Origin of the sequence: Aeromonas sp. R1-2 (assembly GCF_040908505.1) — a bacterium.
In the GTDB taxonomy this organism is placed as follows: domain Bacteria; phylum Pseudomonadota; class Gammaproteobacteria; order Enterobacterales; family Aeromonadaceae; genus Aeromonas; species Aeromonas veronii.
The window spans coordinates 1-14,102 of the sequence record NZ_JBFODU010000010.1 but is presented as its reverse complement, the minus strand read 5'-3'; the positions used below and the strand labels follow the sequence as shown (position 1 = coordinate 14,102).

The 14,102-nt window shown below is 61.1% G+C and carries 11 protein-coding genes and 2 tRNA genes; 9 read left to right on the top strand and 4 right to left on the bottom strand.

What is annotated here, in order from left to right; all coding sequences use genetic code 11:
• Positions 1 to 151: 151 nt before the first annotated feature.
• Positions 152 to 607, bottom strand: coding sequence for a YchJ family protein (locus AB5Y76_RS02365; RefSeq protein ID WP_263717301.1), 456 nt, complete (start codon positions 605 to 607; stop codon positions 152 to 154).
• A gap of 123 nt (positions 608 to 730) precedes the next feature.
• On the opposite strand from AB5Y76_RS02365, the gene AB5Y76_RS02360 reads away from it, so the two are divergent.
• The 4 genes from AB5Y76_RS02360 to AB5Y76_RS02345 all read left to right on the top strand — a co-directional run bounded on the left by AB5Y76_RS02360 (position 731) and on the right by AB5Y76_RS02345 (position 5,649).
• Complete coding sequence (locus AB5Y76_RS02360; protein WP_075115081.1) at positions 731 to 2,398, top strand: methyl-accepting chemotaxis protein; 1,668 nt, start codon at positions 731 to 733, stop codon at positions 2,396 to 2,398.
• Between the two features lie 133 nt (positions 2,399 to 2,531).
• Positions 2,532 to 3,743, top strand: coding sequence for an ROK family transcriptional regulator (locus AB5Y76_RS02355; RefSeq protein WP_005333476.1), 1,212 nt, complete (start codon positions 2,532 to 2,534; stop codon positions 3,741 to 3,743).
• 172 nt (positions 3,744 to 3,915) lie between these two features.
• A complete protein-coding gene (locus AB5Y76_RS02350) occupies positions 3,916 to 4,671 on the top strand; it encodes a tRNA-uridine aminocarboxypropyltransferase (protein ID WP_263717300.1) in 756 nt (251 codons plus the stop codon).
• A 201-nt stretch (positions 4,672 to 4,872) separates the two neighbouring features.
• On the top strand, positions 4,873 to 5,649 hold the full coding sequence (locus AB5Y76_RS02345; RefSeq protein WP_005333472.1) for a TSUP family transporter: 777 nt from the start codon (positions 4,873 to 4,875) through the stop codon (positions 5,647 to 5,649).
• Between the two features lie 76 nt (positions 5,650 to 5,725).
• Here the strand turns inward: AB5Y76_RS02345 and AB5Y76_RS02340 are convergent, their stop codons facing one another.
• Positions 5,726 to 6,592, bottom strand: coding sequence for a LysR family transcriptional regulator (locus tag AB5Y76_RS02340; RefSeq protein WP_263717299.1), 867 nt, complete (start codon positions 6,590 to 6,592; stop codon positions 5,726 to 5,728).
• Between the two features lie 69 nt (positions 6,593 to 6,661).
• Positions 6,662 to 7,579, bottom strand: coding sequence for a DMT family transporter (locus AB5Y76_RS02335; protein ID WP_263717298.1), 918 nt, complete (start codon positions 7,577 to 7,579; stop codon positions 6,662 to 6,664).
• Positions 7,580 to 7,752: 173 nt separating this feature from the next.
• On the opposite strand from AB5Y76_RS02335, the gene AB5Y76_RS02330 reads away from it, so the two are divergent.
• The 3 genes from AB5Y76_RS02330 to AB5Y76_RS02320 all read left to right on the top strand — a co-directional run bounded on the left by AB5Y76_RS02330 (position 7,753) and on the right by AB5Y76_RS02320 (position 11,448).
• Positions 7,753 to 8,631 (top strand): helix-turn-helix domain-containing protein, encoded by an 879-nt coding sequence (locus AB5Y76_RS02330; RefSeq protein ID WP_100653632.1) that lies wholly within the window; start codon positions 7,753 to 7,755, stop codon positions 8,629 to 8,631.
• Positions 8,632 to 8,893: 262 nt separating this feature from the next.
• Positions 8,894 to 10,531, top strand: coding sequence for an ATP-dependent endonuclease (locus AB5Y76_RS02325; protein ID WP_263717297.1), 1,638 nt, complete (start codon positions 8,894 to 8,896; stop codon positions 10,529 to 10,531).
• A gap of 197 nt (positions 10,532 to 10,728) precedes the next feature.
• On the top strand, positions 10,729 to 11,448 hold the full coding sequence (locus AB5Y76_RS02320) for a hypothetical protein (protein ID WP_263717296.1): 720 nt from the start codon (positions 10,729 to 10,731) through the stop codon (positions 11,446 to 11,448).
• A 94-nt stretch (positions 11,449 to 11,542) separates the two neighbouring features.
• Here AB5Y76_RS02320 and glgX read toward each other — a convergent pair whose 3' ends face one another.
• The gene (gene glgX / locus AB5Y76_RS02315; RefSeq protein WP_064341283.1) at positions 11,543 to 13,606 is read right to left on the bottom strand and encodes a glycogen debranching protein GlgX; all 2,064 of its coding nucleotides are present in this window, start codon (positions 13,604 to 13,606) and stop codon (positions 11,543 to 11,545) included.
• A gap of 196 nt (positions 13,607 to 13,802) precedes the next feature.
• On the opposite strand from glgX, the gene AB5Y76_RS02310 reads away from it, so the two are divergent.
• Both AB5Y76_RS02310 and AB5Y76_RS02305 read left to right on the top strand, forming a co-directional pair.
• Positions 13,803 to 13,879 (top strand) — tRNA-Met (locus tag AB5Y76_RS02310).
• Between the two features lie 94 nt (positions 13,880 to 13,973).
• Positions 13,974 to 14,050: transfer RNA gene (locus tag AB5Y76_RS02305), tRNA-Met, on the top strand.
• Positions 14,051 to 14,102 lie beyond the last annotated feature (52 nt).

Sequence of the window (14,102 nt, the reverse complement as noted above, 5' to 3'; positions counted from 1 at the left end):
CTCATTTGCTCGCGCGTTAATGAGCATTATGTGACATTTGTCACGCTTGTTATCGCAGCGGTTAATGGGCTGGTGGCGAATAACAGGCACAAAAAAGGGGCATCGGATGCCCCTTGTCACTGTTTGACGAGTCTGGTGGGTGTGTGATGCGTCAGCCGCAGCACTTCTTGTGCTTTTTGCCGCTGCCACAGGGGCAGGGATCGTTGCGTCCCGCCTTGAGTGGGGCCGGATCCTGCTCTCCCTCGGTGTAGACCCAGCGGCCCTGATAACGCACGAAGCGGGAACGCTCATGGAGGCAGTGGCGCTCATCCCCTTCCAGAAACCAGGCTTTGAACTCCACCATCCCGGTTTCATCCTCCGGGCCACCCTGGCTGGCGATGATCTCGAGACCATCCCAGCGGGTGTCGATGCGTGAAAGCTCTTCGGCGGTGAGACCGCCAAGGTGGTCCGGGTGCCAGCTATGGACCAGATACTCCCCCAGACCAAGCACAAAAGCGCTGTAGCGAGAGCGCATCAGCTGTTCCGGGGTGTCAGCCACAGCGCCACTGTGACGTGAGCCACAGCACAATTCGAGAGAAAGGGTTGAGCCGCAAGGACAAAGATTCATGATTTTCACGTTCTGGCCGATTTGTTTAAGGGAATTGTAACGAAAGCTGGGCTCGCCCTGCCAGCACCTATACTGATGAGTAAGCAAGGAATTCCAATAAAAACAGCTGCAAGGATGTGAAAGATGACGCTAAAGCAGAAAATCCTGTTACTGGGTGCAGTCCCCGTACTGTTGATGGCCCTGGTGGTCAATCTCAGTAACTACATGGTCTCCAAGCGCGATCTGGAGTCTGATCTGGTGGTGGCGAGGGAAAATGCCATCAAGGAGCGTAAAGCGCTGCTCAGCAGTTACATCATGATGGCCAAAACCGCCGTCGATGCCGTTTATGCGCTGCCGGATTCTCCGGAAAATCGTCAAAAGGTTAAAGAGTTGCTCAGGCCGCTGCGTTACAGCAGTGACGGCTATTTTTTTGTCTATGACTTTGAGGGCAACACCATACTGCTGCCGGTGCGTACCGAGCTGGAGGGGAAAAACCGCTGGAACGACAAGGATGCCAAGGGCAAATTGCTGATCCAGGAGATCCTTAAATCGGCCCGTCAGGGGGATGGTTTTACCGAATACTGGACGGCCAAGCCCTCCATCGGTCGCGATGCCCCCAAACTTGCCTTTACTCTGGTGCTGGACAAATACCAGTGGGCCATTGGCACCGGTTTTTATATCGATGATATCGACAACGAGCTGGCGGCCTTGCGGGCAGAGCGCGAGAGCAATATGCATGCCTCGTTGCAGAGCAGTGTGCTGGTGATCCTGCTGATCCTCGGTATCACCCTGGCGGCGACCGTCATTGTGGGCAACCGGGTTACCAAGCCGTTGGCGGATGCGGTGCTGGCATTGAACGATATTGCCAACGGTGACGGGGATCTGACCCAGCGGCTCAAGGTGCAGAGTCAGGACGAGATTGGCCAGCTGGCCAGCGCTTTCAACCGCTTTGTCGAGCGGATCCAGTCGGTGGTGAGTCAGGTGGGCGAGACCAGCAACCACCTCTTCAGCGCGGTCGACAAGTTGCACCATCTGAGCGAGCACTATGACCATCAGATGCAGGGTCACAGTCGCGAGACCGATCAGGTGGTCACCGCGGTGACAGAAATGAGCTCCACCGCGCAGGAGGTGGCGGCCAGTGCCTCCAATGCCGCGACGGCAACCAGCGATGCGGCCCGTGAATCGGACGCCGCCCGGGGGGTGGTGAGCGGGGCCATCAACAGTATCAACCGGCTGGTGGGGGAGGTGCATACCGCCTCCGGCGTTATCGAACAGCTGGCGCAAGAGACCGCCAAGATCGGTTCTGTGGTGGAGGTCATTCGCGGCATTGCCGAGCAGACCAATCTGCTGGCGCTGAACGCTGCCATCGAGGCGGCCCGCGCCGGTGAGCAGGGGCGGGGCTTTGCGGTGGTGGCGGACGAAGTGCGTTCGCTGGCCGGTCGTACCCAACAAAGCACCAAGGAGATCAACGAGATGCTGCAACGTCTGCAGGGTGGGGTGAAGCAGGCGGTGGAGGTGATGCAGGCGAGCGAGGATCGCAGTCAGGAGACGGTGCAGGAGGCGAGCCATATCGCCAGCTCCCTCGATAGCATGGTGATGGCGGTCAGTACCATCAACGACATGAACATCCAGATCGCCACCGCCGCCGAGGAGCAGCATGCGGTGTCGGAGGAGATCAACAAGAACCTGGTGGCCATTCAGCAGATTGTCAGCGAGCTGACCAGCGCGGCGGTGGAATCCAACAGCACCACCCGCGATCTGGCCAGTACCGGCGACAAATTGCGCAAACTGGTATCGCAATTCCGTTATTGACCTTGTAATGGTCCGTGACGGCAACCACAAGATGCGGCCTGACCTCCGGTTCAGGCCGCACTTTATTTGGGGATTGACCAATAATGTGTGAAAATTGCCAGCCTCTTTTTTTTCAGCCTTTGCCCCATACCCTATGAATGAGATCGTGAAAGGTAGTATCGATTTGATCCGGCAGCTCAACTACGGCCTGGTCTATGCCAGCCTGGAAGAGCACAAGGAGCTGTCGCGCACCGATCTCTCCCGCCTGACCGGCCTCTCGCCTGCCAGTATCACCAAGATCACCCGGGAACTGCTCGATGGGGGTCTGGTGGTCACCTGTGGTGAAAGTTCGGTGGGGCGCGGCCGTCGTCAGACCTTGCTGCGCATTAACGAGCGCCGCTTCCAGTTTCTCTCCATGCGTCTTGGCCGTGGCTACGTGGATATGGCGCTGTTTGACTTCTCCGGTCGCTCGCTGGCCCGCCAGCGCCACCTCTTTACCGAGGAGGAGCGCGCCGATCTGCTGGGCAGTCTGGTGCATGCCATCAAGGTGTTTTTGCCGAGAAAGTCCCTCAGTCTGGCCTGCATCGCCCTCTGCCTGCCGGGTCAGGTAGAGCGCCACTCCGGCATGGTCAAGCACTTCCCCTTCTACGATCTGCGCAACTGGCCCCTTGGCCCGACACTGCAACAGGCGTTCTCGGTACCTGTGCTCGTGAGCGGTGACGTGCGCACCTGGATCCAGGCCGAGCGGGAGTGGGGGGCCGCCAAAAATTGCGCCGATGCAGTGCTGGTGTTTGTCCACAACGACATCGGGGTCGGCATGGTGGTCAATGGTCAGCTTATCGAGAGCGAGAATGCGCTGCTCGGAGATCTCAGCCATTTGCAGCTCGAGCCCTATGGCCAGCGCTGCTACTGCGGCGGTTTTGGCTGCGCCTGCACCCTGGTGACCAATCAGGCGCTGGAGGCGCAATACCGGGATCTGCGCGAGCGGATGCAGGAGCACGACTTGCCCGAGAGCGTCACCATACGCGAGCTGTGCGAGCTGGCGCTGGCAGGCAACAGCCTCTGTCAGGATATTCTCCATCAGGCGGCGGGTCGCCTCTCCAAGGTGCTCTCCAATCTCATCTGCCTGCTCAACCCGGGCAAGCTGCTGCTGGGGGGGGAAATCACCCGTGCCGATCGGCTGCTGTTCCCCATGCTGCACCAGTCGCTGGCCAGCCAGTTGCCAGCCGAATATCTGGTGCGGCTGCAGATTGAATCCACCCACTTCTACGAAGATCCCACCAAGCCCACTTCGGTGCAGGTGCACAAGGCACTGCGCGATGGCAGCCTGTTGCTGGAGCTGCTGCGCAGCTGTCAGGAGTCGTAAGGCAAGAGGAGTTGGCTCTGCATCTGGCGAAAGGGGCAGGGATTGCTGTTCCGCCAGCGCGTAACTCGGTACAATCTTGCGCTTTTCCGGCAGCCCCCTGTTATCGCGCCTATGGCGCCGTGACATGTTGGCACCGCTGCCGTTCCTGTTTTGACTCCAGTTGTGAACCTAGATGAAGCCTGTTCCTGATCACGCCGTCAACCGCCTGCGGGCCTGGCGCAAGAGTATCTCTACCCGACCGTTTCTTGCCCGTGGCGGCACCCTGGCCCGCTGTCCGGCCTGTCAGCTGCGCGAGGATTGGTGTGCCTGCGAGTGGCGCCCCGAGCTCAAAGCGGAGGCCGGTTTCTGCCTCCTGATGTATGACAGCGAGCCGATGAAGCCCTCCAACACCGGTCGCCTGATCGCCGATGTGTTGCCGGATACCACCTGGGCGTTTCTCTGGTCACGCACCCAGCCCCATCCCGAGCTGCTGGCCCTGCTGGCCGATCCCGCCTGGCAGCCCTATGTGGTCTTTCCCGCTTGCGAGAAGGAGCCTGCCCGCCTGACCGGCGAGGTGACGCTGGCACCGGGGAAAAAACCGCTCTTTATCCTGCTCGATGGCACCTGGCCGGAGGCGCGCAAGATGTTTAACAAGAGCCCCTATCTGGACGGTTTTCCGGTGCTCGCCATCAAACCCGATACGCTCTCCACCTACGGTATGCGGGTGGCCAACTGCGACGAGCACCTCTGCACCGCCGAAGTGGCGGCCTGCGTGCTGGAAGTGGCGGGAGAGCTCAAGGCGGGGCAGGCACTGCAGCACTGGTTCAATCTGTTCAGCAGCCGCTATATGGCCGGGCGGGTCAGCCGTTTCCCCGGTGCCGATGAGGAGCATCTCTGTGAGGCACTGGCGGCCATCAAGGAAGCGAACGTCGCTTCAACGGCTTGCTAACTGGCCTTCTGAGGGGGGGGCAGGGGCCTGACAGCTCAAATCAATGAAAATCAGGAATCAATTGGCTGCCACTGTTTCGTTAGATTCATGGTCAGTGGCCCGTTAGGATAGCGGACAGCCTGTGCCCCCCGCACAACGTCGTTTTGGTTTAGCTCCGGTTGCCCGGCCCCTTCGGGCAACCCACTCTCGTGAGGTCTATGGATGGAATTGGAACTGGTTACCCTGTTTGCCCTGTTTGGTGTGGCGCTTGTCGCCGGCTTTATCGATGCCATCGCCGGTGGCGGCGGCCTGCTGACGGTACCTGCCCTGCTGGCCACCGGCATGCCCCCCGCGCTGGTGCTCGGCACCAACAAGCTGCAGAGCAGTTTTGGCTCCTTCTCCGCCACCTGGTTCTATGCCCGCAAGGGGCTGCTGGAGTGGGCCATGATTTGGCCTGCGGTGATCTGCACCTTTATCGGTGCGGCTATCGGCACGCTGGCGGTGCAGACCATAGACGCCGCCATTCTCGAGCGCCTGCTCCCTTTCCTGCTGATGGCCTTTGCCTGCTACTTCTACTTCTCGCCGCGGGTAAGCGATGCCGAGAGCTCCCGCCGTCTGACTCCCATGCTGTTTGCGCTGCTGGTGGGAGGCGGTGTCGGCTTTTATGACGGCTTCTTCGGGCCGGGCACAGGTTCGTTTTTTGCCATCGGTTTCGTGGCGCTGGCGGGTTTTGGCATGGCGCGCGCCACCGCCCATACCAAGCTGCTCAACTTCACCTCGAATATCGCCTCCCTGCTGTTCTTTGCGCTCGGTGGCAAGGTGGTGTGGAGTGTCGGTTTTTGCATGGCGCTGGGGCAGTTTATCGGCGCCCGCTTCGGCTCCAAGATGGTGTTGAAAAAAGGGGTGAAGCTGATCAAGCCGCTGCTGGTGACCGTCTCCTTGCTGATGTCTGCCAAGCTGGTCTGGAGCCAGTATCCGGAGCTGTTTGCCTGGATCTGATGTGCGCCTTGCTTGCCGCATCGCAATTGTTAACGGGGCCCTTGGGCCCCGTTGCCATATCAGGTGTTTTACACGGCTAGCGCGGCGTGTCGCTGCGGTGGCGAAAGTGTTGGTGCAGGGCGCTCACCAGCCTGGCAATGCGCTCGCGCTTTAGGCTGTTTGGCCGGTAGACCAGATGCAGGGGGCGGCCCAGCCCGGGCAGTGGGCGGGCCATCTCCCCCTGTTCTCCCACCAGCCCCAGCAGGCCAGCGGGGAGCAGCACAGGGCCAATACCTGCCTTGGCGAGTTCGATGAGCGCCAGATAGGAGTCGAGCTCCATGGCGGGCTCCAGCCCCAAATCAGCCAGCGGTTCGCGCAGGTAGCGATTGGAGGGGTTCTCCAGATCCATGGTGAGGATCTTGCGCCTGCTTTCTGTGTTGGCTGGTGGCAGGCTCGGCTGCGCCTCGCCCACCAGATAGAAGGGCTCCTCAAGCAGCAGATCGGCGCCGAGGCCATGGCCGGGAGGGAGCCGACCGGCGCAGATGCCGAGCAGGGCATCGCCGCTGCGCACCCGTGCCAGAATGACCGGCGTGTGGTGGGTGGAGAGGGCAAGGTGGGGATCGCGCTCCAGATAGTCGCGCATAAAGTGGGCGAGATAACCGGCCAGCAGGGTTTCGGAGCAGGCGATGGGGAGGGGGCTCTGATCCGCCAGATCCTGGCTATCGGCCAGCACTCCTTTCATCTCTGCCAGACTCGGGGCCACTCGCTCAAGCAGCTCCTTTGCCTGCGGGGTTAGACGGATCTGGCGCCCCTCCGGCTCAATCAGCTTCTTGCCAAGGCGCTGCTCCAGCTGGGCAATTCGCTTGCTCACCGCCGACTGGCTGATATAGAGGCGACTGGCCACCTTGGCCATGGTCCCTTCGCTCGCCAGCAGGCTCAGCGTCTCCAGCCCTTCCAGTAACATCTCGCCCCCTTGTTTATCGCCATCAGGATCGTCACAGATTGATCAGCGCTACCTTAGGGGCTGACTGGCTCAGGAGCAAGGGGCGTTTGCTGCCTTGGCCGGTCGAATCCGCCATTCGCTCAAGGGCGGTGCGAAGATCACCAGATTGCCGATCAGGCTGATCACCACTCCTGCCACCGAGACCGGCTGCCAGACAAAACCTTCGTAAAAGGTGGAGAGGGTAAGCGCCACCAACGGAAAGAGCACGGTGGCGTAGGAGGCCTTGCTGGCACCGATGCGCCCCACCAGAGTCAGGTAGGCGGTAAAGGCGATCACCGAGCCAAACAGGGCGAGGTAGACCATGGCCGCCAGATAGTGGCCATCGGTCGGCACCACCAGTTGCTGCCCGAGCAATATGACCCAGCCCAGCAACAGCACCACGCCGTAAACCATGCCCCAGGGCACCAGTTGCAGTACGTGGTAGCCGTGGCGTTGGCCTCGTGCCGAGACCAGATTGCCCAGCGAAAAGCAGAGGGTGCCGCCGCAGGCGAGCAGCAGCCCCTTCCAGCCGTTTGCACCCAGTTGCGCATCTGCCAGCACCGGCCAGAACAGTAACAGGGTGCCAAAGAGCCCCAGCAAGGAGCCTTGCAACCAGCGCAGGGTGGGGCGCTTGTTCTCGAACAGCCAGAGGTTGAGGCCGTTGAAGATGCTGGCACTGGCGAAGATCACCGCCGACATGCCGCTCGGGATATAGCGTGTGGCGTGGTAGAAGCAGAGAAAGTTGGTGGAAAAGAGCAGGGCACCGAGCAGCGCCGCATAGCGCTGGCCATGCCACGGCAGGCGCGGAAAGCGGCCGCTGGCGGTGAGCAGTGCAAACAGTGCCACCGCTGCCAGCAGGAAGCGATAGAGCACCGACACCTCGATGGGGATGGGGCCAAGTTGCCAGGCGATGGCAATCCAGGTGCTGCCCCAGATAAGCACGGTGGCAAGATAGAGCATCAGGTTCATCACAGTTCCGGTGAGTCAGGGAGAGATGACCCACTATGGGGCGAGCCCTGATGGCTGGATTGCACCATCTTGCGGTTTTTCATCGTCACGCGCTGTCATCTGCGGGCGCGGTCGGTAAGATGGATGGCAGCGGGATAACCCGTACACATAACCGGAACAGGCGGCAGGGGCGAATGAAAACAGCAGGGGTATTTGATGCACTGGTCAGCACCGGCGCCCGGCTGGAGGACGCCTGCTGGCTCGAACCCGGGCTTGGCGTCGCCAGTTGGCGCAACTGCTATGACCAGACCCGCTATCACAAGCCGGGCCACCACACCCTGAGCGTCTATCTGCAAGGAGGCGAGCAGACCGAGCGACTCGATGGGCCGGGTGGCCACGGCGGCACCGGCAAGGTGTGCATTATGCCGGATCACCACAGATCCGAGTGGTTGGTGCGCGAAGAGTTTCACTTCTTTCATCTCTACTTCACCCCGGCTCACCTCACCCGTATCGCCGAGGAGGCGTGTGACAAGGAGGGGCGCCACCTGCAACTGGTGGACAAGACCTTTATCGACGATCCGCAGGCGGCCGGACTGGTGCAGCGCCAACTGATGCAACTGCAGTGGCAGCACGGGGTCGATCGGTTGGCGCTTTCCCACGGCGCCTGGATGTTGATCCTCCACGCCTACCGCCACCACACCGAGGAGGCTCCCGGTTTGCCGCCTCTACGCGGCGGGCTGGCGCCCGTGGTGATCAAACGGGTGCAGGAGTATCTGCAGGCCCATCTGGCCGATTCGGTCACGCTGGCAGAGCTGGCGCAGCAGGCGGGGCTGAGCGAGTATCACTTTGCCCGCATGTTCGGCCAGAGTCTCGGCTGCCCGCCCCATCGTTATCTGCTTGGGCTGCGGCTCAAACGGGCCAAGCAGCTGTTGGCTGGCCCCGAGCCGCTGGCCAGTATCGCCAGTCAGTGTGGCTTCTCTTCCCAGGCCCATTTCGGTAATCGTTTTCGCGAGGCGTTTGGTTTGACGCCGGGGCAGTGGCGGGCGCAATTGTCATCTTCCCGTCACAGATAACCCTGAGACTTTGGGCAAAAGAGGTGTACTCTCTACCACTTATCCATTGAAAGGAATGCCCATTGAATTATCGCAAACGTCAAATCCGTACCCGTCATCTCTGGTTCAGCCACTGGAATGCCCCGCAAGATCGCACCGCTGTTGTTACCCCTCCCGAACCTGCAGTGCCTCACAGTTCACGTTGAAAAAGCCCCGCCTGCGATAGGATTTTTCCGGTAACTTTGCCACTATTGCCCCATCACAATGATGTGGACATGGCTGGATGTTTCTGGAACGTATTGAAGTAAAAGGTTTTCGCGGTATAAATCGCCTGTCGCTCGGGCTGGATCAGACCACTGTGTTGATCGGCGAGAATACCTGGGGTAAATCGAGCCTGCTGCGCGCCCTCTGGTGTCTGCTGGGGCAGGATGCCGAGCCCTATCAGTTCACCGCCGAGGATTTTCACCAACCGGAAGATCCCGAACTGGCCCCGGCGCGTCATTTGCAACTGGTGCTCACCTTCAGTGAGCACAGACCCCAGATGTGTCAGCACTCCCGTCGGCTGGCCCGTCTTTGCCCCTCCTGGGTGCTGCACAAGGACAAATTCCACCGCATTCACTATCGCGCCAGCGCCGAGCTGCAGGCGGATGGCTCTGTGCTCACCATTCACGACTTTCTCGACGGGGTAGGCAAGAGCTTGCCCATCGCCAATACCCACGAGCTTGTCTGCATGCTCATCACCATGAACCCTGTGTTCCGGCTGCGGGACGCCCGTACCGCTCGCAACGGGGTGGAGACATTGCAGTGGGGAGATCTCTCCGAGCATCGCTTGAGCGAGCTGGCGGACAAGCTGATCGACGAACCCCAGCGGATCGGCGAGCCGGAGCTCAAAGAGGCGTTGCAGGCGGTGCGCCAGCTGATGGATCACTACTTCAACGCCCTGGCCCCCATCAAGAACAAACCGCGCAGTCAGCGCGACATCATCAATCGCCCCATGACATTGCGCAATCCTGGCAACCTGCATACCCTGCTGCGCCGCGCCGATAACCGCGCGCTGCAGCTGGCGATGGCGGGGATGGCGGCTACCCTGCTGCAGGCGCGGGGCAACCGCGAGCTGGAGGAGGGGGCCCGTCCCATCATGATCCTGGAGGACCCGGAGAGCCGGCTGCACCCGACCATGCTGGCGCTGGCGTGGGGGCTGCTGGAACAACTGCCGGGCCAGAAGCTGCTCACCACCAACTCGGGGGACTTGCTCTCTTCCCTGCCGCTCAATCAGGTGCGGCGGCTGGTGCGCCGTCAGCAGGATATCCTCTGTCACCAGCTGGGGGGGGAGCGCTACAGCAGCGACGATCTGCGCAAGATCGCCTTCCACGTGCGGATCAACCGCCCCATGTCGCTGTTTGCCCGTTGCTGGCTGCTGGTGGAGGGGGAGACCGAGATCTGGCTGCTCTCCGAGTTGGCGCAGATCTGCGGTTACAGTCTGCGGGCCGAGGGGGTGCGGATCATCGAGTTTGCCCAGTGCGGCCAGTCGCCGCTCATAAAGGTAGCGCGGGACTTTGGCATCGAGTGGCACCTGCTGACCGATGGCGACGAGGCGGGGCTCAAGTATGCCACCTCGGCCCGGGGCCAGCTCAAGGGAGAGCGGGAGCGTGACCGACTGACCCAGCTCCCTGCCGCCGACATCGAGCACTACCTCTATCACAACGGTTTTGAGGCTGTGTTTCGCCGCGAGGCCGGGGTGGGCGGGCGCGCCATGTGGAGCGCCAGTCACATCATCAACAAGGCTATTCATCACCGCAGCAAGCCGGGAATGGCGCTGGCGGTGGTGGAAGAGGCGGAGCGGCTCGGCGCCGAGCATATTCCGCCGGTGATCCGCCAGATGTTTGCCCGGGTGGTGGCGCTGGCCCGTGGTCAGAGCTAACGCCAGCGCCGTATCCCGTCCCTATGGACATGGCTGCCAGCAGGGCGCCCTTCAAGGTGGGCCGTGCTGGCGGAAATTGCCCCGGATTGTTTGCCCACGATTGTTTGTCGCGATTGGGGATAGCTGCCGGTTTGGGTATACTCGCCCCTCTCTGGCGCCCCGGTGGCGCACCTCGAATCTTTACTGCTGGAGGCGTCGTGTTCGTCCAACTCCCTTTTTGGCTCTTTCCCCTCACCGGATTGATGGCGCTTGGCGCCCTGATCGCCCTCGGTATCGTGCTGTGGCGCGGTGATATCTGCCCTGGCCAGCGCTCGCGCATCAGTCAGCAGCTCTTCTCCATCTGGGTTATTACCGCGCTCTCCCTGATGCTGGCGGTCGAGGCCAAGGCGGCCAGTTGGCTCATCTGGAGTGGTGGGGCCGCACTGGTGCTCGGGGTTGGCTTGTCGCTGGCCCAGTCACGACTGGAGGGCAAGCGTTCAGTCCCCTCGACACTGCTCTGGCTACCGGCGTTGCCGCTCGCTCTCTATGGCTTCGGGCTGCTGCAACTGCAGGGCTGGGTGAGCGGCCTGCTGCAGATGGCGATGCTGGGGGCGGCCTTTGCCCACCTGATGTTGCTGCGGGCCCGTCATCGTCTCAAGGCATTCAACACCCTGTTGCCGCTGGCCGGTCTGGTGGGGGCGATGGCCAGCCTTGTCTGGCTGGCGGTACTGGTGGGCTGGCAAGGGAGTGAGGCCAATCTCGATGCCCTGATCCCGGCGGTGGTGACCCAGGCAGCGTTGCTGGTGGCCTCTCTGCTGCTCTGGTTCAGCCCGCTCTACTTGCAGCGTGATACCGCGCCTGTGGTGGTCTCCACCTCCCTGTGTGGCCTGCTGATCGCCCAGATTGCCGCTACCAGCGTGTTGCACCAGCTGATCTGACACTGGCGCTGAAAAGAGAAAGCCCCGAGCCAACACTCGGGGCTTTTCCATATCTGGCTTGCAGGTATCGCTGCTATCAATTCACAGCAATCGATCAATAGAAATCGTCGGCCCCGCAGATAAAGAGGCAACTGCTGCGCGGCTGGGCGAGATACTCCCGGGTCAATCCCTCCAGCGGCATGCCGAAGGTGCAGATATCCTGCGGCGAGGGGAGGGCGGTATCGAGGATCCGCCGCCAGTAGCCGCCGACCCCCTTGGGGGGGCTCGGCAGGTTGAAGGTGAGGGGCTCCCAGTAGGCGTTGAACAGCACATAGAGCGCCAGCTTGGTTTCGCTCGACAGCGCCGACATGGCGATGGCGTGGGAGTGGGGGCTGAAATCCGGTTGCCCGGCGTTGACCCCGTGCCAGCAGATCTCGCTGTGGCGCAGGATCTCGGTGAGTGACAGCGGCATGCTCTCCTGCTCCGGGCGCTGGAACAGGTGTTTGCGGTATTGGATCAGCTCCTTCATAAAGCGGAACATCTCCTGACTGCGGGCATTGGGCAGCCAGTTCATCCAGCAGGTGGCATTGTCCTGACAGTAGCCGTTGTTGTTGCCCCGCTGGGTGCGCAGCAGCTCGTCTCCCATCAGCAGCATGGGGGATCCCACCGAGAGCAGGGTCGCTACCATCATGTTTTTGGCCTGGCGCATCCGCAGGGCGTTGATCTGGGGATCTTCCGTTACCCCTTCATGGCCGTGGTTCCAGCTGAAGTTATGATCGCAGCCGTCACGGTTCTCCTCCCCGTTGGCCTCGTTGTGTTTGCTGTTGTAACTGGCCCAGTCCCACAGGGTAAAACCGTCGTGGCAGGTAACGAAGTTGATGCTCTTCTCGGGATCGGCGTGGTGATAGTGGTAGATGTCGGGACTGCCGCACAGCCGCTCGACAAAGGCGGTGACGCTGTTGTCATCCCCGCGCAGAAAGCGGCGCACATCATCCCGGAACTGGCCGTTCCACTCACGCCAGCGGGCGCCGGCCAGTGACCCCACCTGATAGAGTCCCCCCGCATCCCAGGCTTCGGCAATCAGCTTGATGTCGGCGATGTTGGGGTCGGTATCTATGGTGCGCAGGGTAGGCGCATTGGCCTGCGGCTGACCCGATTCATCCCGCGACAGAATGGCCGCCAGATCAAACCGAAAGCCATCGACGTGCATCTCCTGACGCCAGAAGTGGAGGCTGTCCATGATCATCCGCAGCACCACCGGATGAGCGCCGTTGAAGGTGTTGCCGCATCCCGAATAGTTGGTGTCCTTCTGGTTGTTGTCGAGGATGTAGTAGGCCTCGTTGTCGATGCCGCGAAACGAGAAGGTGGGGCCATCATCACCCCCTTCGGCGGTGTGGTTGTAAACCACGTCCAGGATCACCTCGATATTGGCCTTGTGCAGCGCCTTGACCATGTCGCGAAATTCGGTCAGCGGATCATCGCCGCAGGCGTATTGGGCATGGGGGGCGAAAAAGGACATGGGGCTGTAACCCCAGTAGTTGGAGAGTCCTTTGGGCGCATCCTGAGGATCGAACTGGAACACCGGCAGCAGCTCGACGGCGGTGACACCGAGAGATTGCAGATAGGGGATCTTCTCAATCAGCCCGAGATAGGTGCCACGCAGCGCCGGATCGACCCCGGAGCTCGGGGACTTGGTAAAGCCCCCCAGATGCAGTTCGTAGATCACCGAGCGGGAGAGGGAGTGAGCGGGCAGTTTGTCTCCTTCCCAGTCGTAGTAGCGAGTATCGACCACCTTGTTCTTGGCGCAACAAGCCAGATTGCTGCCTGGACGGGCCGCCGCCCATCGATCGTAATGGGCGCCAAGCTCAATGCTGCGGCCGTAAGGGTCGAGCAACACCTTCTCGGCATCGAAGCGGGTGCCGCCATATGGGCGCCACGGGCCCTGAATGCGATAGGCGTAACGTTGCCCGACCGAGATCCCCTCCACATGGATATGCCAGTAGTAGGCGGTGCGGTTTAGGCGCGGGGAGAGGGGGATCACCTCGGGGGTCGCATCGTCTGCGCTTGCGAAGAGCAGCAGTTCGACCCGGCTGGCGAGGCGTGCCCAGATCGCGAAGTTGACGCCGTGAGTGTCGGGTGTGGCCCCCAACTGACGGCAGTGACCGGCGGAGATGCGCATATTCTACCTACCCAAAATGAGGAGTGTTCACCTTATTGAGTGTAGTGCCGGATGCCTGGCAAGGACTCGATTGCCTGAAAAAACAGCATGATGCTGCTAATGACCGCACTATTTGTCCGATTAATCTACGAATAAACTTTTTTTGAGATATTTACTTGCAATCTGTGCGCTGGCGCCTATTATTGGCGACCTCAGACGCGGGGTGGAGCAGCCCGGTAGCTCGTCGGGCTCATAACCCGAAGGTCGTCAGTTCAAATCTGGCCCCCGCAACCATCTGAGATCCTGACCAGTCAAGCCGGTGTAACCGGTTGGTGGAAAAGGAGAAATCGAACTGGCTACTGCTCGGCCACTTCGAGAAAAATTCGGACGCGGGGTGGAGCAGCTCGGTAGCTCGTCGGGCTCATAACCCGAAGGTCGTCGGTTCAAATCCGGCCCCCGCAACCAACTCTTTCGTCAGCTTGCGATTGTGTAAACAGTCGAAAGCAGACAAACGCCA